Source organism: Mycobacterium sp. 1274761.0 (genome assembly GCF_001668615.1).
GTDB lineage: Bacteria > Actinomycetota > Actinomycetes > Mycobacteriales > Mycobacteriaceae > Mycobacterium.
In genome coordinates, this window is the sequence record NZ_LZMC01000055.1 from 137524 (window position 1) to 161856 (window position 24333).

At 67.0% G+C, this 24333-nt stretch carries 27 protein-coding genes; 8 read left to right on the forward strand and 19 right to left on the reverse strand.

Annotation, left to right across the window (positions count from 1 at the left end; translation table 11 throughout):
• Positions 1 to 40 precede the first annotated feature (40 nt).
• The gene (locus A5651_RS09460; protein ID WP_066978712.1) at positions 41 to 1186 is read right to left on the reverse strand and encodes an MBL fold metallo-hydrolase; all 1146 of its coding nucleotides are present in this window, start codon (positions 1184 to 1186) and stop codon (positions 41 to 43) included.
• A gap of 6 nt (positions 1187 to 1192) precedes the next feature.
• Complete coding sequence (locus tag A5651_RS09465) at positions 1193 to 1927, reverse strand: enoyl-CoA hydratase (protein ID WP_066978715.1); 735 nt, start codon at positions 1925 to 1927, stop codon at positions 1193 to 1195.
• A gap of 26 nt (positions 1928 to 1953) precedes the next feature.
• On the opposite strand from A5651_RS09465, the gene A5651_RS09470 reads away from it, so the two are divergent.
• On the forward strand, positions 1954 to 3429 hold the full coding sequence (locus A5651_RS09470; RefSeq protein WP_066978718.1) for a carboxyl transferase domain-containing protein: 1476 nt from the start codon (positions 1954 to 1956) through the stop codon (positions 3427 to 3429).
• Here the strand turns inward: A5651_RS09470 and A5651_RS09475 are convergent.
• Genes A5651_RS09475 through A5651_RS09485 form a run of 3 tightly spaced genes read right to left on the reverse strand, consistent with a single transcriptional unit; the run spans position 3426 to position 4462 of the window.
• The gene (locus tag A5651_RS09475) at positions 3426 to 3677 is read right to left on the reverse strand and encodes a hypothetical protein (protein WP_066978720.1); all 252 of its coding nucleotides are present in this window, start codon (positions 3675 to 3677) and stop codon (positions 3426 to 3428) included. The two genes, A5651_RS09470 and A5651_RS09475, sit on opposite strands and share 4 nt — an antisense overlap.
• A complete protein-coding gene (locus A5651_RS09480) occupies positions 3677 to 3889 on the reverse strand; it encodes a DUF3072 domain-containing protein (RefSeq protein WP_066978722.1) in 213 nt (70 codons plus the stop codon). Before A5651_RS09480 ends, A5651_RS09475 begins: the two co-directional genes overlap by 1 nt.
• A gap of 30 nt (positions 3890 to 3919) precedes the next feature.
• Positions 3920 to 4462: a TetR family transcriptional regulator gene (locus A5651_RS09485; protein WP_066978724.1), complete on the reverse strand. Its 543-nt coding sequence runs from the start codon at positions 4460 to 4462 to the stop codon at positions 3920 to 3922.
• A gap of 91 nt (positions 4463 to 4553) precedes the next feature.
• Between A5651_RS09485 and A5651_RS09490 the strand changes: the two genes are divergently transcribed.
• A complete protein-coding gene (locus tag A5651_RS09490) occupies positions 4554 to 5702 on the forward strand; it encodes an FAD-dependent oxidoreductase (RefSeq protein WP_066979027.1) in 1149 nt (382 codons plus the stop codon).
• A 29-nt stretch (positions 5703 to 5731) separates the two neighbouring features.
• Here the strand turns inward: A5651_RS09490 and A5651_RS09495 are convergent, their stop codons facing one another.
• Genes A5651_RS09495 through A5651_RS09510 form a run of 4 tightly spaced genes read right to left on the reverse strand, consistent with a single transcriptional unit; the run spans position 5732 to position 12027 of the window.
• Positions 5732 to 7555 (reverse strand): ABC transporter ATP-binding protein, encoded by a 1824-nt coding sequence (locus A5651_RS09495; protein WP_066979030.1) that lies wholly within the window; start codon positions 7553 to 7555, stop codon positions 5732 to 5734.
• A 44-nt stretch (positions 7556 to 7599) separates the two neighbouring features.
• The gene (locus A5651_RS09500; RefSeq protein WP_066978727.1) at positions 7600 to 9543 is read right to left on the reverse strand and encodes an ABC transporter ATP-binding protein; all 1944 of its coding nucleotides are present in this window, start codon (positions 9541 to 9543) and stop codon (positions 7600 to 7602) included.
• Positions 9544 to 9582: 39 nt separating this feature from the next.
• A complete protein-coding gene (locus tag A5651_RS09505; protein WP_066978730.1) occupies positions 9583 to 11484 on the reverse strand; it encodes an ABC transporter ATP-binding protein in 1902 nt (633 codons plus the stop codon).
• Between the two features lie 60 nt (positions 11485 to 11544).
• Entirely contained in the window at positions 11545 to 12027 is a 483-nt protein-coding gene (locus tag A5651_RS09510; RefSeq protein WP_066978732.1) for a hypothetical protein, read from the reverse strand.
• Between the two features lie 60 nt (positions 12028 to 12087).
• Between A5651_RS09510 and A5651_RS25680 the strand changes: the two genes are divergently transcribed.
• A complete protein-coding gene (locus A5651_RS25680; RefSeq protein ID WP_066978734.1) occupies positions 12088 to 12537 on the forward strand; it encodes a hypothetical protein in 450 nt (149 codons plus the stop codon).
• A complete protein-coding gene (locus tag A5651_RS25685; RefSeq protein ID WP_197496589.1) occupies positions 12522 to 12833 on the forward strand; it encodes a hypothetical protein in 312 nt (103 codons plus the stop codon). The genes A5651_RS25680 and A5651_RS25685 overlap by 16 nt, the downstream gene beginning before the upstream one ends.
• A 7-nt stretch (positions 12834 to 12840) precedes the next feature.
• Here the strand turns inward: A5651_RS25685 and A5651_RS09520 are convergent, their stop codons facing one another.
• The 3 genes from A5651_RS09520 to A5651_RS09530 are packed head-to-tail and all read right to left on the reverse strand — an operon-like array spanning position 12841 to position 14947.
• Positions 12841 to 13386: a chromate transporter gene (locus tag A5651_RS09520; RefSeq protein ID WP_066979031.1), complete on the reverse strand. Its 546-nt coding sequence runs from the start codon at positions 13384 to 13386 to the stop codon at positions 12841 to 12843.
• Positions 13383 to 13961 (reverse strand): chromate transporter, encoded by a 579-nt coding sequence (locus A5651_RS09525; protein WP_066978739.1) that lies wholly within the window; start codon positions 13959 to 13961, stop codon positions 13383 to 13385. The genes A5651_RS09520 and A5651_RS09525 overlap by 4 nt, the downstream gene beginning before the upstream one ends.
• Complete coding sequence (locus tag A5651_RS09530; RefSeq protein ID WP_066978742.1) at positions 13958 to 14947, reverse strand: phosphatidylserine/phosphatidylglycerophosphate/cardiolipin synthase family protein; 990 nt, start codon at positions 14945 to 14947, stop codon at positions 13958 to 13960. Before A5651_RS09530 ends, A5651_RS09525 begins: the two co-directional genes overlap by 4 nt.
• Positions 14948 to 15106: 159 nt before the next feature.
• Between A5651_RS09530 and prrA the strand changes: the two genes are divergently transcribed.
• Complete coding sequence (gene prrA / locus A5651_RS09535) at positions 15107 to 15808, forward strand: two-component system response regulator PrrA (protein WP_066979035.1); 702 nt, start codon at positions 15107 to 15109, stop codon at positions 15806 to 15808.
• 100 nt (positions 15809 to 15908) lie between these two features.
• The gene (locus tag A5651_RS09540; protein ID WP_066978745.1) at positions 15909 to 17249 is read left to right on the forward strand and encodes a cell wall metabolism sensor histidine kinase WalK; all 1341 of its coding nucleotides are present in this window, start codon (positions 15909 to 15911) and stop codon (positions 17247 to 17249) included.
• A 94-nt stretch (positions 17250 to 17343) separates the two neighbouring features.
• On the opposite strand, the gene A5651_RS26210 is transcribed toward A5651_RS09540, so the two are convergent.
• Genes A5651_RS26210 through A5651_RS09550 form a run of 3 tightly spaced genes read right to left on the reverse strand, consistent with a single transcriptional unit; the run spans position 17344 to position 18395 of the window.
• Entirely contained in the window at positions 17344 to 17469 is a 126-nt protein-coding gene (locus A5651_RS26210) for a hypothetical protein (protein WP_255361796.1), read from the reverse strand.
• Entirely contained in the window at positions 17470 to 18027 is a 558-nt protein-coding gene (locus tag A5651_RS09545) for a hypothetical protein (protein WP_066978748.1), read from the reverse strand.
• 5 nt (positions 18028 to 18032) lie between these two features.
• Positions 18033 to 18395: an FKBP-type peptidyl-prolyl cis-trans isomerase gene (locus tag A5651_RS09550; protein ID WP_066978751.1), complete on the reverse strand. Its 363-nt coding sequence runs from the start codon at positions 18393 to 18395 to the stop codon at positions 18033 to 18035.
• 62 nt (positions 18396 to 18457) lie between these two features.
• On the opposite strand from A5651_RS09550, the gene A5651_RS24895 reads away from it, so the two are divergent.
• Both A5651_RS24895 and A5651_RS09560 read left to right on the forward strand, forming a co-directional pair.
• On the forward strand, positions 18458 to 18706 hold the full coding sequence (locus A5651_RS24895; protein ID WP_082943668.1) for a DUF2630 family protein: 249 nt from the start codon (positions 18458 to 18460) through the stop codon (positions 18704 to 18706).
• A complete protein-coding gene (locus A5651_RS09560) occupies positions 18706 to 20265 on the forward strand; it encodes an NAD(P)/FAD-dependent oxidoreductase (protein ID WP_066979040.1) in 1560 nt (519 codons plus the stop codon). The genes A5651_RS24895 and A5651_RS09560 overlap by 1 nt, the downstream gene beginning before the upstream one ends.
• A gap of 11 nt (positions 20266 to 20276) precedes the next feature.
• Here A5651_RS09560 and A5651_RS09565 read toward each other — a convergent pair whose 3' ends face one another.
• The 4 genes from A5651_RS09565 to A5651_RS09580 form a co-directional block, all read right to left on the reverse strand.
• Positions 20277 to 20696 carry a MarR family winged helix-turn-helix transcriptional regulator gene (locus tag A5651_RS09565; RefSeq protein ID WP_066978758.1) on the reverse strand — a complete coding sequence of 140 codons (420 nt, stop codon included), beginning with the start codon at positions 20694 to 20696 and terminating at the stop codon, positions 20277 to 20279.
• Entirely contained in the window at positions 20686 to 22131 is a 1446-nt protein-coding gene (locus A5651_RS09570) for an MFS transporter (protein WP_066978761.1), read from the reverse strand. Before A5651_RS09570 ends, A5651_RS09565 begins: the two co-directional genes overlap by 11 nt.
• 148 nt (positions 22132 to 22279) lie before the next feature.
• Positions 22280 to 23575 (reverse strand): citrate synthase, encoded by a 1296-nt coding sequence (locus A5651_RS09575; protein ID WP_082943669.1) that lies wholly within the window; start codon positions 23573 to 23575, stop codon positions 22280 to 22282.
• Positions 23576 to 23669: 94 nt separating this feature from the next.
• Positions 23670 to 24326 (reverse strand): TetR family transcriptional regulator, encoded by a 657-nt coding sequence (locus A5651_RS09580; protein WP_066978764.1) that lies wholly within the window; start codon positions 24324 to 24326, stop codon positions 23670 to 23672.
• Positions 24327 to 24333 lie beyond the last annotated feature (7 nt).

The following is a 24333-nucleotide window of genomic DNA, read 5'->3' on the forward strand; positions in this document are numbered from 1 at the left end:
CACGTGAGGAGCGCTATGACTTTCGCGCACGTGAGGAGCGCTATGACTCCAGCTGCCACCACGGGTGGAAGGGCTCCGAGTCCTCCGAGTCCGATTGCGGCCACCCTGGTATCAGCCGCTCACCCGGCCGGGGCACCGTCACCTCGACGCCTGCGGGATCGGCGGCGTTGAGCAGTCGTTCGATGGGCTCGGCCCACGGGTGGGGAGCCAGCCGGAAGGTGGCCCAGTGGATCGGCAGCAGCAGGCCCTTACCGGGTTCGGCGATGTCGAGATGGGCCCGCACAGCATCCTCGGGGTTCATGTGAATGTCCGGCCACGCCGGATGGTAGGCGCCCACGGGTAGCAGCGATACGTCGAACGGGCCGTGATCGTTGCCGATCTCGGCGAAGCTCTTCGTGTATCCGGTGTCGCCGCCGAAGAATGCCCGGTGGCGCGGACCGCTGATCACCCATGACGCCCACAGGGTGGTGTTGCGGGTGAACAAGCGCCCCGAGAAGTGCCGCGCCGGCGTGCACACCAGCGTCAACTCACCGATCGTGTGGCTCTCATACCAGTCCAGCTCGACGATGCGGCTGTCGGGGATTCGCCACTTGCGCAAATGGGCTCCGACTCCCAGCGGAACGACGAACGGCGCCCGTTGGCTGCGGGCCAGGGCGACGACGGTGTCGAGGTCCAGGTGGTCGTAGTGGTCGTGGCTGATGAGCACCGCATCCAGCGCGGGCAGCGCCTCCAGCGGCAGCGGCACATCGTGCATCCGCTCCGGGCCCACGGTTCGCGACGGCGAGCACCGCTTGCTCCACACGGGGTCGGTGAGGACGCGATAGCCGTCGACTTCGACGAGGGCCGAGGAGTGGCCGTACCAGCTGATGGCGAGGTCGACCGGTGTGGTGTCCGCCTTCGCGGGCACCGCCAGTGGGATGGGCTTGCGCGGTCGCGTCCGGTCGCGGGAGCCGAGCAGCTCGCGCAGCAGCAGTCGCTGCTGCTCGCGGTTCAGGCTCAACGTCGATGCCGGTTCGAGGTTGACGAACACCCCGTCTTGGAGGTGGGGCGATCGGCGGGCAACGGGCCAGATCTCGTCGGGACGCGCGCCGACGGCGGTCGGCGAGCCCTGCAGCGCCCGCAGCGCCCAGCCGCTGGCTGCGACGGTTATAGTCCCGACCGCGAATCGCAGGGCGGCGCCGATCATCGACCCTCAGGCCCCCTTGAAGTTGGGCCGCCGCTTCTCGATGCGAGCGACCTGCGCCTCGATGACGTCCTGACTCTTCCAGGCCCGATCGAACAGCTCCTGGTGCTCGGGCCACGGCTCCTCGTAGGCGCCGTCGTCGTTGAGGACACGTTTGGCGTGCTGCAGCGCCAGCGGCGCGAACCCCGCGATCTCCCGTGCCCAGGCCTGCGCATCGGCCAGCGTGCCGATGCGGTTGGCCATACCGGTCTGCAATGCGACGTCGGCGGTGAGCCGCTCGGCACCGAACAACATGCCGCGGGCCCGGCCCGCCCCGACCAACGAGGTGAGCCGACGGATGCTCCAGTTATCAAGCGCCAAACCGTATTTCGCGACGGGAAACTGGAAGTACGCGTTCGGCGCGACGACCCGCAGGTCGCAGATCAGCGACAGGATGACCCCGGCCCCGATCGCGGGCCCGTTGATCGCACCGATGACCGGTACCGGCGCCGCGTCGATCGCGAGGTTCAAGGCCTTGGCCTTGTCGGGCAGTTTCTCGGCCATGCCCGCGGCATCGGTCAGGTCGGCGCCCGAACTGAACACGTCACCCTGGCCGGTGAGCACGATCACGCGAATGTCCTCGGTCGAGGCCTTCTCCACCGCTTCGCGCAGGCTGTCGACGAGCTCGACGTTCAGCGCGTTGCGGCGCTCGGCGCGCTGCATCTCCAGGGTCAGCACGTCACCGTCGCGGGTCACACCAATCATGAGTCCAGCCTATATAGGGTCGTCATGTGAGCCGGATCGGCGCCCTTGCGCTACGGGATGCCGTGCTGGACGACGGGTCCTTTCACAGCTGGAATGCCCCGCCGGTGCCCGTCGCGAAAAGCTCCGATTACCGCCGCGCGCTGGCCGACGCCGAGGCCGCAACGGGGTTGGACGAATCGGTCATCACCGGCGAGGGCCGCGTGCACGGGCGCCGCGTGGCTGTGGTGGTGTCCGAGTTCGATTTCCTGGCGGGCTCGATCGGGGTAGCCGCCGCCGAGCGGGTCACTGCGGCTGTGCAACGGGCCACCGCCGAGCGGCTGCCGCTGCTGGCGTCGCCGAGCTCGGGCGGCACGCGGATGCAGGAGGGCACCGTCGCGTTCCTGCAAATGGTCAAGATCGCCGCGGCCGTCGAGCTGCACAAGCGGGCGAACCTGCCGTTCCTGGTCTACCTGCGGCACCCCACCACCGGCGGTGTGTTCGCGTCGTGGGGGTCGCTGGGCCACATCACGGCCGCCGAACCGGGCGCGCTGATCGGGTTTCTCGGCCCGCGCGTCTACCAGCACCTCTACGGCGAGCCGTTCCCCGAAGGCGTGCAGACCGCCGAGAACCTGCAACGCCACGGCGTCCTGGACGCCGTCATCCCGCTGGAGCGCCTGCGCAGCGCGCTGGACCGGGCGCTGCGAGTGGTCGCCGACCCGCCCGGGCCACCACCGCCGGCGCCGCCGGCCGAGCCGTTGCCCGACCTGCCCGCCTGGCAGTCGGTGCTGGCCTCGCGGCGGCCCGACCGCCCCGGCGTCGCGCAGCTGCTGCGGCACGGAGCGACGGAATGGACGTTGTTGTCCGGCACGGGCTTCGGTGAGGCGGCGACGATGTTGCTGGCACTGGCCCGGTTCGGGGGCCAGCCCGCGGTGGTGTTGGGTCAGCAGCGGGGAGGCGAGCTCCTCGGCCCGGCCGCGCTGCGCGAAGCCCGGCGCGGCATGAGCCTGGCCGCGGGGTTGAAGCTGCCGCTGGTGTCGGTGATCGACACCGCGGGACCGGCCCTGTCGACGGAGGCCGAGCAGGGTGGGTTGGCCGGTGAGATCGCGCGCTGTCTGGCCGAACTCGTCACGCTCGATACGCCGACGGTGTCGGTGCTGCTCGGGCAGGGCAGCGGCGGCCCCGCGCTGGCGATGGTGCCTGCGGACCGGGTGTTGGCGGCGCTGCACGGGTGGCTGGCACCGCTGCCACCCGAGGGCGCCAGCGCGATCGTCTACCGCGATATCGAGCACGCACCGGAACTGGCTGCGGCACAAGGCATCCGGTCAGCGGACCTGCTGCGCGACGGCATCGTCGACGCCGTCGTACCCGAGCTTCCCGACGCCGCCGATGAACCAATTGGGTTCAGCGAGCGCCTGTCGGCCGCCATTGCCGGCGAACTGTATCGGCTACGCACGGTTCCCGGCGACGTCCGGCTCGACGCGCGGCTGACGCGCTACCGCCGCATCGGCCTGCCCGATGACTAGCCGCCGAGCTCGGAGATCGTCGAGTCCAGCAGGGCCGCCTGCTCGGCGAGGTCGTGATCGGACGCCTCCGCGCCGCCGGTGCGCTTGATCAGGTCGTCGCGCGAAATCACCTGCAGCGCACCGCGATACTTCTCGGAACCGGCTTCGCGCGGCGTGATGATCTCGGTGCGGCCTTCGATCAATACCAGCCGAGCCTCGGGGTCGTCGTGCTGCAGCAGTTGTTTCACGTCGTCGACGGAGATCGCCATCAGTTTCCCCGTCCGGTTTGTTGTTGCAGCCGGTCGATCAGCTCCGAGGCCTGGGCCTTGGTGAGGTTGTCGGGCACTTCTTCGCCGGCCTCCTGGGCCAGGGTGTTGAGGTAGCTGCGCTGCGGACCCGTCATGGGCTCGTCTCCGGTCACCCAGTCGGACCGGTCTTTCTGCGGGTTCTCCTGCGGCGCGGTGCCGGCATCGTCAGTCATGGAGCTAGCTATGCCCGCTGACGGTCCGCTTTAAGCCGCCTGGAGATAGCGCTGCACAGTCGGTCCGAGCCACGTCACGATCTCCTCGTGCGACATCTCCACGATCGGAGGTAACCGCAGGACGTAGCGGCACAGTGCCAGGCCGAGCATCTGCGTGGCCACCAGGCTCGCGCGGCGTTCCGGCTGCTCGGGGTTGATGCGCGCCACCACGGGCACCAGTTGCCCGGTGAAGATCTCCCGCATCCGTTCGGCGGCGTCGGCGTTGGAGGTACTTGATCGAAGCAGCACGACGAGCGCCTCGTCGCGTTCCCAACGGTCCACGAAGTAGTCGACGAGTCGCGCGCCGACGTCGTCGCGGTCGACGTCGGCCAGGTTGGGGATCTGCAGGTCGAAGTCCGCTGCCGCGGCGAACAGCTGGTCCTTGCTGCCGAAGTACCGCATCACCATCGACGGGTCGATGTTGGCCTCGGCGGCGATGGCCCGGATCGTCGCGCGTTCGAAGCCGGATCGGGCGAAGCGCTCCTTGGCCGCGGCTAGGATCACCGCCTTGGTTTCCGCAGCTGATCTTCGCATGCCAACAAGTGTATGCCAACAGTTGTTGACATCGCGCGATTGCAAGTGCATAGTTATGCCAACAAGTGTTGGCATTGCAAAGGAGGCCATGATGAGCAGCGCTTATGACACCGATGTCCTGGTGGTCGGAGCAGGGCCGAGCGGGCTGACGCTGGCCGCCTCGCTGATCCAGCGGGGAATCTCGACCATCGTCGTCGACCGGCAGCCGGCGGGTGTGAATACCTCGCGCGCCGCGGTCGTCAACGCCCGCAGCCTCGAGGTGCTGGAGAGCCTCGACGTCGCCCGCCGTTTGGTCAAGGAAGGCATCGAGGCGCCGCGGTTCAGCATCCGCGACGGTGCGCGCGTACTGATTCCGATCGACTTCGGGTCGTTGCCGACCGCCTATCCGTACTCGTTGATGGTTCCACAGTCGACGACCGAACGGCTGCTGCTGGAACGGCTGGTGGAGTTGGGCGGCTCGGTCGTCCGGCCCAAGACGCTCACGGCCGTCTCGCAGAACGCCGACGGCGTGACGGCGACGTTTGACGACGGTGCCGTCATTCGCGCGCGCTACGCCGTCGGCGCCGACGGCCTCCACAGCACGATCCGCGAGCACTCGGGCATCGGCTTCAGGGGCGGCGCGTACGACGAGTCATTCATCCTCGCCGATGTGCGACTGGCCGGTGAGACACCCGACGGCGAGGTGCGGCTGTACTGGGCGGCGGCCGGGCTAACGGTCGTCGCGCCGCTGCCCGGCGATGTCTTCCGCATCGTCGCCCCCGTCGCCGAGGCACCCGAAAACCCTTCCGCCGCTTTCGTTCAGGAGATCCTGGACAGTCGCGGAACGGGCCGGGGCCGGATGGTTGTCACCGACGTCGTCTGGGGTTCGCGCTTCCGGATCCAGCATCGCGTCGCCGACACCTTTCGCGCCGGCCGGCTGCTGCTGGTCGGCGACGCGGCGCACGTTCACAGTCCGGCGGGCGGGCAAGGCATGAACCTCGGTATCCAGGACGCCGTCGCCCTGAGCGAGGCCCTGGCAGCAGTTCTCGGCGGCGGCCCGGAGTCGTTGCTCGACGACTACAGCACGCAACGGCGACCGATAGCGCAAGCCGTCGTCACCATGACCGACCGGCTGACCCGACTCGCGACGCTGCCTCGCACCGTCCGCCCGCTGCGCAACGCCATCTTCCGGGTCGTCGGCCGGATTCCCGCAGCCAATCGGGCGCTGGCCTGGCGGCTGAGCGGGCTGGTCTACCGCTGAGCGCGTTGAGAGTGCCCGCACCCGGCGTATCAGGCCAGCGACTGGAGCCAGGCCCGGTGCAGCGCCGCGTAGCGGCCTTCGCTGCGGTGGATCAGCTCGCCGGGTGGGCCGTCTTCGACGATGCGGCCGTGCTCGAGAACCAGCACCCGGTCGGCCACCTCGACCGTCGAGAGCCGGTGTGCGATCACCAGAGCCGTTCGATCGGCCAGCACCGTCTCCAACGCCCGCTGCACCATCCGCTCGCTGGGGATGTCCAACGACGACGTCGCCTCGTCGAGGATCAACACCGCCGGATCGGCGAGGAACGCCCGCGCGAACGCGACCAACTGACGCTGGCCCGCCGAGAGCCGGCCGCCGCGCTTGGCGACGTCGGTGTCGTAGCCGTCGGGCAGCACATCGATGAAGCGATCCGCGCCGACGGCAGCCGCCGCCGCCCGCACCTGCGCGTCGGTGGCGTCGGGTCGGCCGAACCGGATGTTGTCGGCGACGGTGCCGTCGAACATGAAGTTCTCCTGGGTCACCATCACGACGTGGCGGCGCAACTCACTCTGGGCGATGTCGCGAAGGTCGACGCCGTCGAGGGTCACCGCGCCTGACGTCGGGTCGTAGAACCGCGCGATCAGTTTGGCGATGGTCGTCTTACCCGCACCCGTGGTGCCGACCAGCGCGACGGTCTGGCCCGCCGGCACGATCAGGTTCAGCCCGGGCAGCACCTCGCGGCCGGTCACGTAGGAGAAGTGCGCATCGCGGAACTCGACGTCACCGCGGACCGACGACAGCGGCACCGGATGCGCGGGATCGGAGATGCCGGGCCGTTCGGCGAGCACACCCGCGAGCTTTTCCAGCGCCGACGCTGCCGACTGAAAGGTGTTGAAGAACTGCGAGATCTCCTGCATCGGTTCGAAGAACATCCGCAGGTACAGCAGGAACGCGGCCAGCGTGCCGATCGTCATCTGACCGTGCAGCACCCGATAGCCGCCGTACAGCAGCACCACGCCGGTGGTGACATTGCCGACCAGCTTGACACCCGGCATGAAGATCGCCAGCAGCCTGAAGGTCCGTTCATTGTCGACGCGGTACCGGTCGGCGATGTCTTCGAAGATCTGCTGGTTGCGCGGCTCGCGGCGGTAGGCCTGCACGGCTTTGATGCCGGTCATCGTTTCGACGAACTGGACGATCACCAGCGCCGCGCTCTCGCGGACCCGGCGATAGGTCTTGGCCGACTCGGCGCGGAACCACCACACCAGCACAACCAGGATCGGGAACGCCGCCAGACACATCAACCCGAGCCGCGCGTCGAGGGTGACTAGCAAAATCGCGGTGCCTACCAGCGTGAGCACCGCCGTGATCAGGCTGTCGAAACCGGTTTCGAGCATGTCCTGAATGGCCTCGACATCGTTGGTCGACCGGCTCACCACCCGCCCGGAGGTGTAGCGGTCGTGGAAGGCGATATCCAACCGCTGGAAATGCCGGAACACCCGCCTGCGCAATTCGAGCAGCACCTTCTGGCCGATGCGGCCCGACCGGTGCAGGAAGAACATGCGGCTGACGGCCTGCACCACCACGACCGCGCACAGGGCACCGACGATCGCCATCAGCGTGCGGGCGGATCCGCCGTCGATGATCGGCGGGATGCCGTGGTCGATTCCGCGCTGCACGAGCAGCGGAACAGAGAGGCGCGCGGCGTTTTCCACCACGACGATGACGGCCAGGAATGCGACCGCCCAGCGATACGGCTTGAGCAGCGAGCCGAGCAACGCGCGGGCTTCACGTCGACGCGGCAGCGCTTCGTCGATCGGCAGGTCGTCGTCGCGTTGTTCGTCGAAGCGACCGCGCCACGTTTCGACAGTCAGCTCGGAATCGTCGGGCGTGTCGATCGGGGTGGTGTCGGTGGCGGTCATCGGCGCTCGGCCTCGCTCGTCACGTACTCACGGTCGCGTGGCTTGCACGCACGGTCAGCGGCCTCGTGTTCCCGATAGGCCTTGCCTAGCCTGCTGCGGTTCTCGTCGTCCTCCCACGCGCAGGCGCGTTCGGCACGGTCGTCGAGCTCGTCGTCGGCGGCCAGCAGGTAGCGGTACTGCGGCACCGTCGCGAGAAGTTCGGAGTGGGTGCCGACGTGGGTGATGGTGCCGCCCTCCAGCAGCGCGACCTTGTCCGCCAGCAACACCGTCGAAGCCCGGTGCGCCACCACGATCCCCGTCACCGAATGCAGCACGCGGCGCAGCGCCTCCTCGACGACGGCCTCGGTGTGCACGTCGAGAGCGGACAGGGTGTCGTCGAGCACCAGGATCTTCGGCGCGGCGAGGATGGCCCGGGCCAGCGACAACCGCTGACGCTGCCCGCCGGACAAACTCATGCCCTGCTCGCCGATGCGGGTGTCCAGCCCGAACGGCAGGTCGTAGACGAACTGCGCCGCGGCCACCTCGATGGCCTGCGCCAGCTCCTCGTCGGTCGCGTGCGGCCGCCCCAACCGCAAATTCTCGGCGACCGACATCGAAAACAGCGTCGGGTCCTCGAACGCGGTCGCCACGGCTTGCCGCAGCGCGGGCAACGACAGCTCGCGGATGTCCCGGCCGTCGATGCGGATGGCACCCTCGGTCACGTCGTAGAGCCGCGAAAGCAGGCTGGCGAGAACCGATTTGCCCGATCCGGTCGAGCCGACGAGGGCCAGCGTCTCGCCGGGTTCGACGGTGACGCTGACGTGGCGCAGTGCCCAGTCATCACTATCCGGAAATTTGAAGCCGACGTCGACGAGTTCGAGCCGGCCGCCACGCGGCGTCCGCGCATCGGCGCCGTCGGTGATCTCCAATGGCGCGTCGAAGATCTCGGCGATGCGGTTCGCCGCGGTAAACGACTCCTGGGTCATCGACAACAGAAAGCCGAGCGACGCGATGGGCCACACCAGCGACAGCATCATCGTGATGAACGCGACCAGCGTGCCCATGGTGACGTAGTGGTGACCGGCGGCGTATGCGCCGACGCCCAGCACGACGATCAGGGTCAGGTTCGGGATGATCTCCAGCAGCGTCCAGAACTTCGCCGACACCGACACTCGGCTGACCTGGGTGTCGTAGAGGTTGGTGAGCTGTTCGTCGAATCGGTCGTAGACGTAGTCCTCGCGGCCGAACGACTTGACCACCCGCAGACCGAGCGCGGACTCCTCAACATGCGTTGCGACGTGTCCGGATTGATCCTGCGCCAGCCGCGACAACCGCGTGTACTCCCGCTGGAAGTGCAGCACCGTTGCCGCGATCGGCACGATCGAGCACAGCACGACCACGCCCAGCGGCCAGTACATGGTCAGCAGGATCGCGGTCACGACGGTGATCTGGATGACATTCAGCAGTAAGAAGAGCATGCCGAACGACATGAAACGGCGAATCGTGCTGAGGTCGTTCATGATTCGCGACAGCAGCTGCCCTGACTGCCAGCGGCCGTGGAACGACATCGGCAGGATCTGCAGCCGAGCGTAGAGGTCCTTGCGGATGTCGGCCTCCACACCCATCGTGCTGCGGGCGGCGAGCCACCGCCGGATGAACCACAGCACCGCCTCGGAGATGCCGACGCCCATCGCGGCGGCGCCGAGCAGCCAGAGGCCGTGCTGATCCTGCCGGCGCACCGGCCCGTCTATGACGGCCTTGGTCATCAGTGGAATCGCAACGGTGGCACCGAGGCTCAGCAGGGCGACGGTGATCATCGCGATCCAGCGCACGCGGTAGGGCATGAGATACGGCAGCAGCCGCCAGAGATCCGAGCTGGCGCGCCGCCGCGCCGGGGGCGGCGCCACGGAGTGCGACGCGCGCAACGTATCCAGTCTCGGTTCAGTCAAGGTAGGTCTCATTATCCGCTGGGCGGCAAATCAATATCGGGTTCCAGGCTCTCACGCGGCTACGACATCTTCGCGGTCTGCTTGCTTGCCGAACTGGGTTTCGTACAGCTCGGCATAGCGACCGCCGCGTGCGAGCAACTGCTCATGGTTGCCGCGCTCGACGATGCGGCCGTCCTCGACGACGAGGATGGTGTCTGCCGCGCGGACGGTGGACAGCCGGTGGGCGATGACAACGGAGGTGCGGCCGGCCAGCGCTTCACCGAGCGCCTGCTGGACCGCGGCTTCCGACGCGGAGTCCAGCGAGGCGGTGGCCTCGTCGAGCACCACGACCCGCGACCGGCCCAGCAGCAGCCGGGCGATGGTCAGCCGCTGGCGTTGGCCGCCGGAGAGCCGGTAGCCGCGCTCCCCCACGACGGTGTCGAGGCCGTCGGGCATCGCCCGGACGACGTCGGCCAGCCGGGCGCGTTCCAGCGCCTGCCACAGCTGCTCGTCGGTCGCGTCCGGCGCGGCCAGCCGCAGGTTCGACGCGATCGATTCGTGGAACAGGTGCCCGTCCTGGGTCACCATTCCGACGGTCTCTTTGAGCGACTCGAACGTCACGTCGAGCACGTCGACCCCGTTGAGTTTCACGGCGCCACTGTCGACGTCGTAGAGGCGGGCGATCAGTGACGCGATCGTCGACTTGCCCGCACCCGACGAACCGACCAGGGCCACCATTTCGCCCGGCTGTGCGGTGAACGAAATACCGTGCAGCACTTCGTCTCCGCCGCGAACGTCGGTTTCGCTGAGCACTGCGACCTCTTCGAGCGAGGCCAGCGAAACCTTGTCAGCCGACGGGTATGAGAACCGCACGTTGTCGAACTCGACCGACACCGGGCCGTCGGGTACTGCGACGGCTCCCGGCTTCTCCTGGATCAGCGGTTCGAGGTCGAGGACCTCGAAGACACGCTCGAAACTGACCAGCGCGCTGGCGATTTCGACGTGGGCGTTGGCCAGCGCGGTCAGCGGCGAGTACAGCCGGGTGAGCAGCAGAGCGAGCGCCACAATGGAGCCCGTCGGCAAGTGCCCTCCGATGGCGAGCACACCGCCCAGCCCGTAAACCAGGGCCAGCGCGAGCGCCGACATCAACGTCAGCGAATTCATGAACACCGACTGCAGCATCGCGGTGCGCACGCCGATATCGCGGACACGGCCGGCCCGCACGGCGAACTCGCGCGACTCGGTGACGGGACTGCCGAACAATTTTACCAACGTGGCGCCAGGCGCCGAAAAGCGTTCGGTCATCTGGGTATTCATCGTCGCGTTGTGGATGGCGGCTTCGCGCGAAAGCTGCGCCATGGTCCGTCCGATCCAGCGTGCGGGCACCAGGAACAGCGGCATCAACAGCAGCGACAGCAAGGTGACCTGCCAGGAGATCCTCAGCATGACGGCCAGCGTCAGGGTGAGCGTGACGACGTTGGTGATGACGCCGGAGAACGTGTCGGAGAACGCGCGTTGCGCGCCCATGACGTCGTTACCGAGCCTGCTCACCAGCGCGCCCGTGCGGGTGCGGGTGAAGAACGCGACCGGCATCCGCTGCACATGGTCGAACACGGCGGTGCGCAGATCGAGGATGAGTCCCTCACCGATGGTCGCCGACAGCCAGCGCGTCACCAGCGCCACGCCGGACTCCGCGACGGCGATTGCAGCAATCACTGCGGCGAGCATCACGACGACACCCCCGGCACCCCTGCCGATCTCGTCGACGACCCGGCCCGCTAGCAGCGGCGTGGCCAGACCGAGCAGCGCGCTGACGACGCTGACCGCGACGAACACGCCCAACCTGCGATGGTGACGCCCGGCGAAGCGCCAGATCCGCCGCAGCAGCGTGCGGTCGGCCAGCAACCGCAGATCGCCGCCCTTGGCGTGCGTCTGCCGGTACAGCGTTTGCCGGGCTACCGTTTCAAAGCTCATCGATTCACCGTAAAACCTCAACAATGGATGAGGTCAACGACTTCCCAGGCGGTCGTGCGGCTAAACCCGGTGGGTGATGCGAGCGAGGTCCGTCTCGATGTCCGTGACCGTGGACGCATCGATCCCCCACGGTTGCTCCACGCCCACATGCGTGTCGAGATCCCAGAGCACACACCGCTCACCGGGCGCAGCGACCATCGACCACGCGATGACCGTGCGACGCAGTTGTTCGCCCATTGGGTCGGCGGGAGCGTTGTCGGGTGCGCCGCCTTCGGGATGGTGGTGCAGGAAACGGCCGTAGGCCTGCTTGCAGAATGCGGAATACCGTGCGGTGCAGAGGATGAAGCCGTGCCACGCCTCGTCCACGGCGTGCGATGGCATCCCGATGATCTGGTTGTCGCGCAACGCCGCCGCGCAGCAGCGCAGCCATTGCCGCAAACCTTCGTCGATGAGCTCCCGGGGTTGCCATGGGCACGTCTTGAATACCGCAGGGGGCAGATCGAGCGCCGCAACCACGGCATTGGCTCGATCGATTAGATTCATGCGCCGGTGACGTATGCCGATACTCTACGTCGTTCTGGCAAACCGTCGTAGCATTCGCCCATGAGCGGCAACACGGTCGCGGAGATCATCGGCGGAGCACTCGTCGGGATGCTGTTGGTCTTGTTGGTCGTCAAGGCCAGGCGCGCTCGACACTGCACTGAACCCGCGCCGATGCGCGAGTCGCCCCCGCGTCCCGCACCGCGGCCGCAAGGCCGCCCACCCGTCCCCCTTTACCGGGGCCGTCCGATCACGGATCGCCGCTCGCTGTGGGCTCTGCGATACAGCGCCGGCGGTGCGGCGACCGCCGCCACGTGGTCGGCGGGCTCTGGTCTTTCTCTGCCGAAGAAGGACGGCGTCGGTGATCCAGTCGCAGGGTGCAGCGGCAGTCCGGGAATGACCGGCGGCTGCGGCGGCGGAATCGGCTGCGGCGGCGGAGTCGGCTGTGGCGGCGGAGTCGGCTGCAGCGCAGGTGGCTGTGGCGGCGGTGGCGGCGGATGCGGGGGCAGCTGATGGGTGATGCAATTCTTGCGCTGGTGGTCATGGCAGCCGTAGCCGGGGGCTTCGTCTGGCTGATGATCGTGATCAACAATCGGCACAACCGGACTCGCGCAGAACGCCGCGCCCGCTGGGCCGCGCTGGGTCTGGGTGAGGGCGCCGCCGGTGGAGCCGCAGCCGGCACCGTGAGCTACGGCGCGGGAGCTTGCGGAGGAGGCGCCGCAGGGGGATGCACTGGTGGCGGCGGTTGTGGAGGCGGTGGCTGCGCAGGAGGCGGCGGCTGTGGCGGCGGCGGATGCGGGGGCAGCTGACCGACGGTCAGATCACCCCGAGGTATCCGATCACGCCTGCGCCGAGTACGACGATCAAAGGGTTGACGTTGGTGAACACGAAGATCCCCGTACAGACGGCGGTCAGCAGATAGGCCCGCCAGTCGTGGTCGGCGGCGCGGCTCATCACCATCGCCGTTGCCAGGATCAGGCCGACCGTCAGCGGCGCGAAGCCCTTCTCGACCGCGGCGCGCAGCTTCGAGCGCTGCGCCTTCTGCCAGAACAGCGTGAGCACATACACCAACGTCGCCGCGGGCATCACCATGGCGACCGTGGCGACAACGCCCCCGATGATCGCGCCGGGAATGCCGCCGACTTCCAGCCCTGCCCCATAGCCGACGAGCGCGACGATCAGAATGCTCGGCCCCGGCGCGGCCTGCGAAATCGAAAACACGTCGGCGAACTGTGAGTCGGTCAGCCAGTGATGGCCCTTCACCGCCTGCATGTGCATCTCGGGCAGCACCGCATTGCCGCCACCGATCGACAGCAGCGACAGCGACGCGAACAGGCCGGCGATCTGCAGGTAGGTGCTCACGCGGCGGCACGCTTTCTCGGCCACGCCCAAACCAGCGCGACCGGCGCGACGATCGCGAGCGTGACCGGAAGTGGCCAGCGCACAAGGCCATTCAGGATGAAGCAGGCAAGCGCCAGCAGCAGCGGCATCAGCGAGGTCAGGCATTTGCGGCCGGTCTGGATCACCATCGCGATGGTCAGCGCCACCGCGGCGGCCGACGCCCCGTGCAGAACGCTCTTGACCGCGGGCACCTCCTTGAAGCGGAAGTAGATGAAGCCCATCAGCAGGACGAACGCCAGCGGCAGCAGGGTCAGCCCGATCAGCGCCGCCACGGCACCGGAGACGCCTTTCATCTTGGTGCCGACGAACACCGCCATGTTCACCTGGTTGGCGCCGGGCAGGATGCGGCACATCGTCATGGCGCTGAGGAACTCTTCCTCACCCATCCAGTGCTTCTCGACGACGAGGACCTCCCGCGACCAGGCCGACAGGCCGCCGCCGAAAGACGCGAGCGCGATGTGGTTGAACGTCGTTGCCAATTCGAACAGGGAGACCGAGACCGCGGTGGGCTCGTCTTCTCCTCGCGTGGGGGTCACTCGTGGAGGAGATCGTGGTCGTGCGGGAAGTCGTCCTCCTCGTGGTGGGCGGAGTCCAGCGGGTCCGGCGCGTCGTAGTGATGTGAGGCGTCCCAGTCGGAGTCGAACACCTCCTTCAGCCGGCCGACGGTCTCCGGGTCGTCGGTGAGGATGCCCAGCTCGCGACGAAGATCGAAGGCGCTTCTGTCGATGTTCATCGACCCGACCAGGGCTCTGGTGTTGTCGACGATGATCAGCTTGGCGTGCACGCGCAGGTTCTTCTGCTTGTGCACCTTGACCCCGAACCGCTTGAGCGTGCGCAGCGACGCGAAGGTGTCGAGGATGTCCCATTCGCTGATGCCGTGCTTACCGCCGCACAGCACGTGCACTTTGACGCCGCGGTGGGCCGCCGCGGCCAGCCGCTCGAGGATCACCGCGTCGACGAATTTGGGATGCTGCACATCGAGCCGGTGTTCGGCCATGTCGATGAACTGGGCCATGTGGTAGCGGGAGTTGGCGTTGCTCCACAACAGCCCTTCATAAATTCCGGGTCTCCAGTCGAGGTGGTCCCAGTCGGCGTTGAAGACCTCGACGATCTGCGCCACGTGGCACGGGTTGTAGGTGATCACGCCGTAGTCGCGGGTCAGCGTGAAGTACTTCTCCATCAGGTTGAAGGTGGCGACGAGGGCCGCCTTCCCGTCGACGACGATGGACTTCTCGTGCGTCACGTAGAACTTGGAGCTGGCCCACTGGACGGCGATTCCGGCTTTCTGGAATTGCTCGTACGTTTCGTCGTTGGCCCGATCACCGCCCGACCGTTGCGCGTTGAGCATGACTCGAACGTCGACCCCGGCCCGCTTTTTGGCAATGACGGCGGCGATCAACGTGGGTTCGGTGAACGTGAATTGTTTGATCAGCAGTGACGATTCGGCCGAGTCGATGAACCCGAGAACCGGTTCCACGCCGTCGTCGGGTTCGACGATCAAGCGGGGAGGGGGCGTCAGCATGGTTTCGGGATGCTAGCACCGCCGAATAGGCGGCGCTTTGCTATCGATGAACGTTCACCTTCGCCGTGACACGGCGGTGACATGACCGAAGCGAAGGTGATAGCGGCCCGGTCTTGTGCCTATCCCAATCGGCGTGGCGGATCAGGCAAGATGGCGTGCATGGACAGTAGTTCGGTATCTCCACGGGTACTGGTTGTCGATGACGACGACGACGTGCTCGCGTCCCTGGAGCGCGGGCTGCGGCTGTCCGGATTCGATGTCGCGACAGCCAAAGACGGCGCCGAAGCGCTGCGCAGTGCCACCGAGACCAGGCCCGATGCGATCGTGCTCGACATCAACATGCCGGTGCTGGACGGCGTAAGCGTCGTCACCGCCTTGCGGGCGATGGACAACGACGTCCCGGTCTGTGTGCTGTCGGCCCGCAGCTCGGTCGACGACCGGGTCGCTGGGCTCGAGGCCGGCGCTGACGATTATCTGGTCAAGCCGTTCGTGCTGGCTGAGCTGGTGGCCCGGGTGAAGGCGCTGCTGCGACGCCGCGGCGCGACGGCGACGTTCTCGTCGGAGACCATCTCCGTGGGCCCGCTCGAGGTCGACATTCCCGGCCGCCGCGCCCGCGTCAACGGCGTCGATGTCGACTTGACCAAGCGCGAGTTCGACTTGCTGGCGGTGCTGGCCGAGCACAAGACCGCGGTGCTGTCGCGGGCCCAATTGCTAGAGCTGGTATGGGGTTACGACTTCGCCGCCGACACCAACGTGGTTGACGTCTTCATCGGTTACCTGCGCCGCAAGCTGGAGGCCGGCGGCGCACCGCGGCTGTTGCACACCGTGCGCGGGGTGGGGTTCGTGCTGAGGCAGCAGTGATGAGCGCTTGCGCGAAGAACAGGCAGCAGTGATGAGCGCTTGCGCGAAGAACAGGCAGCAGTGATGAGCGCTTGCGCGAAGAACAGCCAGCAGTAGTGCGATGGCCCCGCTGTCGCGGTTCCTGCGCCGCACGCCCTCGTTACGCACCAGGGTGGCGTTCGCGACAGCCATCGCCGCCGCGATCGTGGTCGGCATCGTCGGCACCGTCGTGTGGATCGGCATCACCAACGACCGCAAGGAACGACTAGACCGTCGTCTCGACGAAGCGGCCGGGTTCGCGATCCCCTTCCTGCCGCGCGGGCTCGACGAGATCCCGAAGTCGCCCAACGACCAGGACGCCGTCATCACCGTCCGCAAGGGCGACCAGGTGACCTCCAACTCCAATGTGGTGCTGCCGCAGCTGCCCGCGGGGTACGCCGACACCTACGTCAACGGGGTGCGGTACCGGGTGCGAACGGTCGAGATCCGCGCGCCCGAACCGATGTCGGTGGCCGTCGGCGCCACCTACGACGCGACGATCGCCGACACCAACAACCTGCATCGCCGCGTGCTGATCATCTGCACGTTCGCGATCGGGGCGGCGACGTTCGCCGGATGGCTGCTCGCCGCGTTCGCGGTGCGTCCGCTGAAGCGGCTCGCCCAGCAGACCCGCCAGATCGACGCCGGTGACGAGGCGCCCGACGTCGAAGTCCGCGGGGCCACCGAGGCCGTCGAGATCGCCGAGGCGGTCAAGGGCATGCTGCAACGCATCTGGACCGAGCAGGACCGCACGAAGGCGGCCTTGGCATCGGCGCGTGACTTCTCGGCGGTGTCGGCACACGAACTTCGCACGCCTTTGACGGCGATGCGCACCAACCTCGAGGTGTTGTCGACGCTGGACCTGGGCGACGAACAACGCAAGGAGGTCATCAACGACGTCATCCGCACGCAGTCCCGCGTCGAGGAAACACTGAGCGCGCTGGAGCGTCTGGCCCAAGGCGAACTGTCGACCTCCGATGACCATGTTCCGGTCGACATCACCGAACTGCTCGACCGCGCCGCCCATGACGCCATGCGCGTCTACCCGGATCTCGACGTGTCACTGGTGCCGGCGCCGACCGTGATCATCGTCGGGCTGCCCGCGGGCTTGCGGCTCGCGGTGGACAACGCGATCGCCAACGCGGTCAAGCACGGCGGCGCCACCCGGGTGCAGCTTTCGGCGGTGAGTTCGCGGGCGGGCGTGGAGATCGCGATCGACGACGACGGCGTCGGCATTCCCGAAGAGGAACGCGACATCGTGTTCGAACGCTTCTCCCGGGGCTCTACGGCCTCGGCGTCGGGGTCGGGCCTCGGTCTGGCGCTGGTGGCACAGCAGGCCGAATTGCACAGCGGCACAGCGTCATTGCAGGCCAGTCCGTTGGGCGGAGCGCGGTTGTTGTTGCGGCTGCCGGGCCCACGCTAATTGTCGTCGCCGACCCTGCCGATCACCAGGAACAGCGTCAGCACCAGGCCGAGGACGAACGCCACGGCCACCAGCCACCAGTTGACGTCGTGCATCAGCGTGTCTCCACGCTTGGCTCCTCGCTTGTCGCCGTGACCACCACACCGGCGATCAGCCAGGCGACCAGCGAGCCTGCAACGAATGCCATCAGGTACCACAGCCACTGGATGACGAAGTCCATCTATCCCACCTGAATGTTGTTTACAACGCGCATGTTCGGCCACGCCGCCTTGACCGCCGACTGGACTTCGTTCCTCGAGTCCTCGGCCGGCGCGTGACCGCTGAGAGTGACGGTGTCGCCCTTGAGCTCGAAGCGGAAACCCGTGATGTCGACGGCCGAGCCCAGAATCGAGCCAAGGGCCGCGAAATCAGGTGCGTTGCCGCCCGGCTTGACGGTGATGTTGTCGACCAAGGTGATGCCGGAACCGAACGCCAGCTTGAGGCTCTGGGACAGCGACGTTTTCGCCTCGACGCTGGGAAGCTCACCGCCGAGCGTGAAGCCGTTGCCGGTCTGCGCAATCGACAACGGCGCGAAATTCGTCTGCGGTGGCGTCTGGGCTTCGGTGCTCGTGGGTGCCGTCAGCGTCGCCGATGGGTTCACGCTGGCCGCGCCGGCATCGACCTCGACGTCCGGTGTTCTCATCGCCGCCCACCCGATCACGGCCAGCAGCAGCGGTATTGACACCAAGGCAACGAACCAGGCCGCGCCCAACCGGTGTCGGACATAGCGGTGCGCCATGTCGATCAGCGAACGTCCAGCAGGTCGATGATGAAAATCAGCGTCTTGCCCGACAACCGGTGGCCGCCGCCCGCCGGTCCGTAGGCCTGGGCAGGTGGGATGGTGAGCCGGCGCCGACCGCCGACGCGCATGCCCGGGATACCGTCCTGCCAGCCCTGGATCAGGCCCCGCAGGGGTAACTCGATCGACTCGCCGCGGTTCCACGAGCTGTCGAACTCTTCGCCGGTGTCGTACTCGACGCCGACATAGTGCACGGTCACCGTGCCGCCCGGCACCGCTTCCGCACCGTCGCCGACCGTGATGTCTTCGATGACCAGCGAGGTCGGTGCCGGTCCGTTCGGAAATTCCACCTCGGGTTTAGTCGCCACGGTGGGCTAGGTTACGCGTCAATCGCGTTAAGCCCGACCGTAGGAGCGGGCACACTGGATTCGTGGCAGCTGAAAATAACCCCCTGGCCCGTATCCGCGAACTCGTCGACGAGGAGCGCGAGTTGCGGGAGCGCTTGCAGCGGCATGAGATAAGTGCAGATGAGGAGCATTCCCGTCTGCGTGCGCTGGAGGTGGAGCTCGACCAGTGCTGGGACCTGTTGCGGCAACGCCGCGCGCTGCGGGAGACCGGCGGCGATCCCCGCGAAGCCCAGGTGCGACCTCCGGATGAGGTCGAGGGCTATCTCAATTGATCACCGATCCGCGCTGCGACGTGGTCGTGGTCGGTGGTGGGCACAATGCCCTGGTTGCGGCCGCTTACCTGGCCCGAGCCGGTCGGCGGGTGCGGATCCTCGAACGGCTTGACCACGTCGGCGGCGCGGCCATATCGGCGCATGCGTTCGAAGGCGTCGATGCCCGGCTGTCGCGGTATTCGTACCTGGTCAGCCTGCTGCCGCGACGCATCATCGACAACCTCGGGCTGCGGGTGCGGCTGGCGCGGCGTCGTTATTCGTCGTACACGCCCGATCCGGCGAACGGAGGGCGGACCGGGCTGCTCGTCGGCCCGTCAACCACGTTCGCCGCGGTTGCCGCCGCTGCCGACGCCGAGCCGTTCGCCTCGTTCTACCGGCGCGCGCGAACCGTCACCACTCGGCTGTGGCCCACGTTGACGGCACCGCTCATGTCGCGGTCGGATGCGTTCAGCCATGTGGTGGCCGGCGGGGACGTAGACGCGGAGTCGGCGTGGGAGACGTTGGTCTGCGAGCCGATCGGGCATGGCATCTGCGAAGCCGTGGACAGCGATCTGGTCCGGGGTGTGATGGCCACCGACGCGTTGATCGGCACCTTCGTCCGTCTCGACGATCCTTCGCTGCGGCAGAATATCTGCTTCCTGTATCACCTCATCGGCAACGGCTCCGGGGAATGGAACGTGCCGATCGGCGGGATGGGCGCAGTGAGCGGCGCGCTGGCCGCTGCGGCCGCCGGCTACGGCGCCGAAATCACCACCAGCGCAGAGGTTTACGCGATCGACCCGGATGGTGAGGTGTGTTATGTGCGCGACGGCCGCGAACACCGGGTGCACGCCGACTACATCCTGGCGGGCGTGACGCCGGCGGTATTGGCGCAGTTGGTCGGTGCTGCGCCGCCGGCCATGGCGCCGGGAGCACAGGTCAAGGTGAACCTGCTGCTCCGGCGCCTACCGCGGCTGCGCGACGAAACCGTCTCCCCCGAACAGGCTTTCGGCGGCACATTTCACATCAACGAGAACTACAGCCAGCTCGATGCCGCGTACTCCCGTGCAGCCGGCGGGTCGGTCCCCGACCCGTTGCCGTGCGAAATCTACTGCCATTCGCTGACCGACCCGTCGATCCTGTCGGAGGAGCTTGCGGGGTCGGGCGCGCAGACCCTGACGGTGTTCGGCCTGCACACGCCGCATCATCTGGCGGCAGGGGCGGATCCCGATCGGCTGCGCGAAGATCTGACGTCGGCGGCGCTTCACTCGCTCAATTCCGTGCTCGCCGAACCGATTCAGGATGTGCTGATGGAGGACGCGTCCGGCCGGCTCTGCATCGAGGCAAAGACCACCCAAGACCTGGAGCGCACGCTGGGGATGACGGCGGGCAACATCTTCCACGGTGCGTTGGCGTGGCCGTTCGTCGAGGATGATGAGCCTCTGGATACCCCTGCCCGGCGCTGGGGTGTGGCGACCGATCACGAGCGAATCCTGTTGTGCGGATCTGGTTCTCGCCGAGGTGGCGCAGTGTCAGGACTCGGCGGCCACAGTGCGGCGATGGCGGTGCTCGACCAGTAACCGCCCGAACGCTATTTCTCGGTCACCTTGCTCAGGATCGCTTCCAGCTTCGACAGCTCGGCTTCGTCGAGATTTAGCAGGACTTCGGGCGCGGGGTCGTCGGTCGCGTCGATCGTCGCCACCATGTCGCGACCGGCGTCAGTCAGCGACACCACCTTGCACCGCCGATTGGTCGGGTCGGTCTCCCGCACGACGAGGCCGCGCTCCTCCAGATCGTTGACGGCCACGGTGGCCGCAGGCGCGTCGATTGTCGCCGCCTGTGCGATCTGCTTGACCGTCATGGGTTGGCGGGCCAGCCGGCTGAGAATGCGAATCCGGCTGAACGGCAAACCCGTCCGCTCTATCACCGCACGTTTCCAGCTGTCGCGGTTGTCGATCACCAGCGCGGCCATTGCGCGCCAAACGGTGTCGGCCAACGGGTTAGCGGACATGGACACCCTCCCACTGCGACGGGTCGATCAGCGGCGCCAGGCGCTCGGCCGAGCGGGTGGCGCGCGCGGAGGTGGAAAAGACACCCAACAGAAAGATCGTCACACCCAGAGCCGCGCAGATGTACCACAGCGGCCGGGCGGCGATCGCGAAGTCCGCACCCGTCGCGGCCAATGCGGCCCCGGCGATCGAACCGCACAGTGCCACACCGAGACTGACACCTACCTGTCGGCTCGTCGACGCCACAGCCGAGGCGGCGCCCGCACGATCGGTCGGCATGCCGCTGACCGCCGCCGTGGTGATCGGCGCGTTAACCATCGAGAAGCCGATGCCAAAGACGGCGAAGATCACCAGCAGCTGCCAGACGGCGGTGGTGGCGGTCAGCCGCGTGAGCATCAACGTCGCGGCGGTGATCAGGGTGCCAGCGACAAACAGCGACGGTCTGCTGCCGAAGCGGCCCACCAGGCGGCCCGACAGCGGTGAAAAGATCAGCGCGCCAACAGCAACCGGCAGATAGATCAGCCCAGTGTGCATGGCCGAGAAGCCGCGCAGACCCTGCAGGTACAGCGACATCATGAACAGGAACGCCCCCCAGGACGCAAACGCGCACACCGCGATCATCGTCGCCGACGCGAACGGAATGCTACGGAAGAACCGGAGATCGATGAACGGGTCGTGACGCCGGGACTCATAACGCAGGAAGGCGATGAACGCGATCACCGCGATGACGGCAACACCGACGATGCGCACGTTGGTCCAGCCCATCCCCGGCCCTTCGATGAGGACGAATACGACGCCGAACAGAAACGCCATACCCAGTGCTTGTCCGATCGGGTCGACGTCGCGCATGGTGGTCGACTTGGATTCTGGCACGAAGATCGCGGTCAGCAGGATCGCCGTCGCGCAGATCGGCAGGTTGATCCAGAACACTGCGCGCCAGTCGACGTACTGGATGAGCGCCCCGCCCACTATCGGGCCCAGCGCCATCGAGATGCCGACGACGCCGCCCCAGACGCCGATTGCCCGCGCGCGTTCAACCCGTCCGCGGAACACCTGCGTGATGATCGACATCGCGACGGGGTTCATCATCGAGCCGCCGATGGCCTGTAGCAGGCGGGCGCCGATCAGCGTCTGGATGTTCGGTGCCAGGCTGCACAGCAAGGATGCGACCGCGAAGACCGTCAGCCCGATCTGGAACGTGCGCCTGCGGCCGAAGCGGTCGCCCATCGCGCCGGACAGCAGCAGCAGCGAGGCCAGCACCAGGGTGTAGACGTCGATGACCCACTGGATCTCCGAGGCCGACGCGCCGAAGTCGGCGCGGATGCTCGGAATCGCGACGTTGACGATCGTCGCATCCATCGACACGATCAGCAGGCTCAGGCAGCAGGACACCAGGATGATGGCCTTGCGCCGAGTGGTGACCTCGGTTTCATTCACACAACTATTGTGGAACTACAACTATCTACAGGGCAACCAGGACCGGCAGTGAAATGTCTCTCAGCTGACGCAATGTCACGCTGACAGCGCCTTCGCGGCCATATATGCACGGCGACGCTCTCAGGCCGACGTTGTAGTCGGAAAACGCCTAGCGGGCGTCGAGGGGCTGGTAGTCGCGCTCGGTGTAGCCGGTGTAGATCTGGCGCGGACGGCCGATCTTGCCACTGCCCTCGTCGTGCATCTCACGCCAGTGCGCGATCCAGCCCGGCAGCCGGCCGAGCGCGAACAGCACGGTGAACATCCGTGTCGGGAAGCCCATCGCCCGGTAGATCACGCCGGTGTAGAAGTCGACGTTCGGGTACAGCTTGCGTTCGATGAAGAAGTCGTCGGTGAGCGCGGCTTCTTCGAGCGTCTTGGCGATGTCGAGCATCTCGTCGTCGCCGCCGAGCTTGCCGAGGATCTTGTCGGCCTGCTCTTTGACGATGCGGGCCCGCGGATCGTAGTTCTTATAGACGCGGTGGCCGAAGCCCATGAGCTTCACGCCCTCTTCGCGGTTCTTCACCTTCTTGATGAACTCGTGGACGTCGAAGTCGGCCTGGCGGATCTTCTCCAGCATCTCGAGCACGGCCTGGTTGGCGCCGCCGTGCAGCGGGCCCCACAGCGCGTTGATGCCGCCAGAGATCGAGGTGAACAGGTTGGCCTGCGACGAGCCGACCAGCCGCACCGTCGACGTCGAGCAGTTCTGTTCGTGGTCGGCGTGCAGGATGAACAGCATGTCGAGCGCCCGCACGATCTCGGGGTCGACCTCGTAGGGCTCGGCGGGGAAGCCGAACGTCATCCGCAGGAAGTTCTCGACCAGGGTCAGCGAGTTGTCCGGGTACAGGAACGGCTGGCCGGCCGACTTCTTGTACGCGTACGCCGCGATGGTCGGCAGCTTGGCCAGCAGCCGGATGGTCGACAACTCGACCTGCTCGTCGTCGAACGGATCGAGCGAGTCCTCGTAGTACGTCGACAGCGCGTTGACCGCGCTGGACAGCACCGGCATCGGGTGCGCGTTGGCCGGGAAGCCGTCGAAGAACCGCTTGAGGTCCTCGTGCAGCAGGGTGTGCCGCTGGATCCTGGTGGTGAACTCGGCCAGCTGCTCCTGGCTGGGCAGCTCTCCATAGATCAGCAGGTAGCTGACCTCGATGAAGTTGGACTTCTCGGCGAGCTGTTCGATGGGATATCCGCGATAGCGCAGGATGCCCGCATCGCCGTCGATGTAGGTGATGGCGCTCTTCGTCGAAGCGGTGTTGACGAAGCCCTCGTCGAAGGTGGTGTAGCCGGTCTTCGCCAGCAGCGACCCCAGAGCGATTCCGTCGGCGCCCTCGCTGGCCCCGACGATGTCCAGCTCAAGCTCGCCACCGGGATAGTGGAGGGTGGCGTGCTCGTCTTTTTCTGCCACAGGAATCCCTTCTTCGCTCAGCGAACCGACTCTGCCCCTCAAAAGGTAGTCCCATTCTGGCAATCGCGCCCACGCGGGGTCAGCCGGGGTCGGACTAGCTGCGCCTGGCTACCGAGATGTCGTCGATCAGGCCTACGAACTGGGCGAACGTTTCCTCGATCCGGTCCACGGCGTCGTCGATGTCGACGCCCCGCCAATTCGTTGCCATCCCGAGGTCGGCCAGCGCGGTCATGATGATCGCCGCCCACGACGCCGCGACCAGCCGCAGTGCGCGGTCCTCGAGCCCGACACCCATCCGCTTTGCCAGCTCGACGTTGACCGCGTGCGGACGGAACTCCATCGTCGCCTGCCGCAAAGTCGGCGACGACATGATGATGCGCAGCGTGCACATCAACCGCGGGGCGGTGAGCCCGCCGATGCCCGCAGTCTTGGTGTTGCGGTACATGGTCACCGAGGCGCGACACAGCGCCTCCAGGTGATTCATGTCCTCCGGTAGCTGCGCCAGCTCGGCGGCCGCGACGTCGATGGCATCGTCGACCAACGCCATGCACACCGCTTCTTTGGTGGAGAAGTAGCGGCTGAAGGTGCGGGGCGACACGTCGGCCATCGCGGCGATCTGCTCGACGGTGGTCTGCTCGAACCCTTGCCGTTCACATAGCTGGATGGCGGCGTCGATCAGGGTTGCACGGGTGCGCCGTTTCTTACGTTCGCGCAAACCGAGCGCAGCTGACTCCCCCGAATCATCAGGCACGCCAGGA

What these genes read in the sequence shown, in the direction of transcription:
- A5651_RS09475 (WP_066978720.1), bottom strand. Translation starts at nt 3,677, where the DNA reads ATGGCGATCTCCGTCGACGACGTGAAACAACTGCTGCAGCACGACGAC.
- A5651_RS09540 (WP_066978745.1), top strand. Translation starts at nt 15,909, where the DNA reads ATGGCCCCGCTGTCGCGGTTCCTGCGCCGCACGCCCTCGTTACGCACC.
- A5651_RS09465 (WP_066978715.1), bottom strand. Translation starts at nt 1,927, where the DNA reads ATGATTGGTGTGACCCGCGACGGTGACGTGCTGACCCTGGAGATGCAG.
- A5651_RS09460 (WP_066978712.1), bottom strand. Translation starts at nt 1,186, where the DNA reads ATGATCGGCGCCGCCCTGCGATTCGCGGTCGGGACTATAACCGTCGCA.
- A5651_RS25685 (WP_197496589.1), top strand. Translation starts at nt 12,522, where the DNA reads ATGCGGGGGCAGCTGATGGGTGATGCAATTCTTGCGCTGGTGGTCATG.
- A5651_RS26210 (WP_255361796.1), bottom strand. Translation starts at nt 17,469, where the DNA reads ATGGACTTCGTCATCCAGTGGCTGTGGTACCTGATGGCATTCGTTGCA.
- A5651_RS09500 (WP_066978727.1), bottom strand. Translation starts at nt 9,543, where the DNA reads ATGAGACCTACCTTGACTGAACCGAGACTGGATACGTTGCGCGCGTCG.
- A5651_RS25680 (WP_066978734.1), top strand. Translation starts at nt 12,088, where the DNA reads ATGAGCGGCAACACGGTCGCGGAGATCATCGGCGGAGCACTCGTCGGG.
- A5651_RS09505 (WP_066978730.1), bottom strand. Translation starts at nt 11,484, where the DNA reads ATGAGCTTTGAAACGGTAGCCCGGCAAACGCTGTACCGGCAGACGCAC.
- A5651_RS09530 (WP_066978742.1), bottom strand. Translation starts at nt 14,947, where the DNA reads ATGCTGACGCCCCCTCCCCGCTTGATCGTCGAACCCGACGACGGCGTG.
- A5651_RS09480 (WP_066978722.1), bottom strand. Translation starts at nt 3,889, where the DNA reads ATGACTGACGATGCCGGCACCGCGCCGCAGGAGAACCCGCAGAAAGAC.
- A5651_RS09510 (WP_066978732.1), bottom strand. Translation starts at nt 12,027, where the DNA reads ATGAATCTAATCGATCGAGCCAATGCCGTGGTTGCGGCGCTCGATCTG.
- A5651_RS09485 (WP_066978724.1), bottom strand. Translation starts at nt 4,462, where the DNA reads ATGCGAAGATCAGCTGCGGAAACCAAGGCGGTGATCCTAGCCGCGGCC.
- prrA (WP_066979035.1), top strand. Translation starts at nt 15,107, where the DNA reads ATGGACAGTAGTTCGGTATCTCCACGGGTACTGGTTGTCGATGACGAC.
- A5651_RS09490 (WP_066979027.1), top strand. Translation starts at nt 4,554, where the DNA reads ATGAGCAGCGCTTATGACACCGATGTCCTGGTGGTCGGAGCAGGGCCG.
- A5651_RS09545 (WP_066978748.1), bottom strand. Translation starts at nt 18,027, where the DNA reads ATGGCGCACCGCTATGTCCGACACCGGTTGGGCGCGGCCTGGTTCGTT.
- A5651_RS09565 (WP_066978758.1), bottom strand. Translation starts at nt 20,696, where the DNA reads ATGTCCGCTAACCCGTTGGCCGACACCGTTTGGCGCGCAATGGCCGCG.